A 1,092-nucleotide genomic window follows, 5' to 3' on the forward strand; every position below is an offset into this window, starting at 1 on the left:
GACGTCCAGCGCCGCGCCGCCCAGCACCCCGCCGAGGCCCGCCGCGACCGCCGTGCCGGCCATCGCGGCCCGCACCGCCGGGTAGATGCCGAACAGCCGCATCAGACCGCCCCACGGCTGGAGCAGGGCGAACCAGACCAGCAGCGCGCCGGCCAGGGCCAGCACGGTCAGCGGGCTGTTCACCAGCGTCTCAACGTTCGCGGAGCCGGAGCGGTGCACGGTGAGCCCACCGGTGCCGTCACCCACCGCCGCCAGGAACCGCCCGAGGCTGCCCCGCTCGACGGGTGGGCGGCGCACATCCAGCACCGCGAAACCGATGGTCACCGCCAGCCCGGCCATCGTCGCCCAGGCGAGCCGGCTGACCGTCAGCCAGCCGCCGGCGCTGATCGCCGCCGCGACGCTCACCCCGGCGGTGAGCCCGATCGCCCCGATCGAGTCGGCACCGAGGTAGGGACTGCCGACCACCACCACGGCCGCCCCACCGACCGCCACCATCACGATCGGCCGCCAGGACCGGTGGACCCGCTGGGCCAGCCACCCCGCGGTCAGCAGCGCGCCGGCGACGAACACCCCGAGCCCGACGGTGCCCAGGCCCGCGTACCGCCCGCCCTCCAGGGCGGAGTAGCCGGCGACGCCGTTGAGTTGGAGACGGGCGCCGGTGAGCACGTCCGCGCCCACGGTCAGCGTGGTCAGGCCGGCGACCGCGCCGAGCGGCCCGAGGGTGCTCGCGTAGCCGGGTGCGAGGCGTACCAGCACCGTCGCCCCGACCACCAGCACCATCGTGGTGCCGGCGAACAACACCCCGGCGTGCTCACCGCGCCACCATGGCACCAGGTCGGCGAGGAGGGCCGACGGAACGGCCAGCGCCGCGGCGATCAGCAGCAGTTCCACCACCGCCACGATCCGCCCGGACACCGGCTCCGGGCCGTACGGGCCGGCGTGCCGGCGCGCGCGGCGCAGCATCGGCAGGGCCGCCACCGCGAGCAGCACCTGGGCGCCGGCGAGCAGGGCGAAGAACCACCCGGCGATCCGGCGCTGGGCGGCGGCCTCCCGGTCGGCGTCCGCCGGGGCGGCGATCGCGGCGGCGAGGTC

The 1,092-nt window shown here is 77.0% G+C and carries 1 pseudogene; it reads right to left on the bottom strand.

The features are described 5' to 3' along the window. Window positions 1-1,092, bottom strand: a pseudogene (locus AB0I76_RS30550) (hypothetical protein); the annotation flags it as partial.

Source organism: Micromonospora sp. NPDC049799, assembly GCF_040656655.1.
In the GTDB taxonomy this organism is placed as follows: domain Bacteria; phylum Actinomycetota; class Actinomycetes; order Mycobacteriales; family Micromonosporaceae; genus Micromonospora.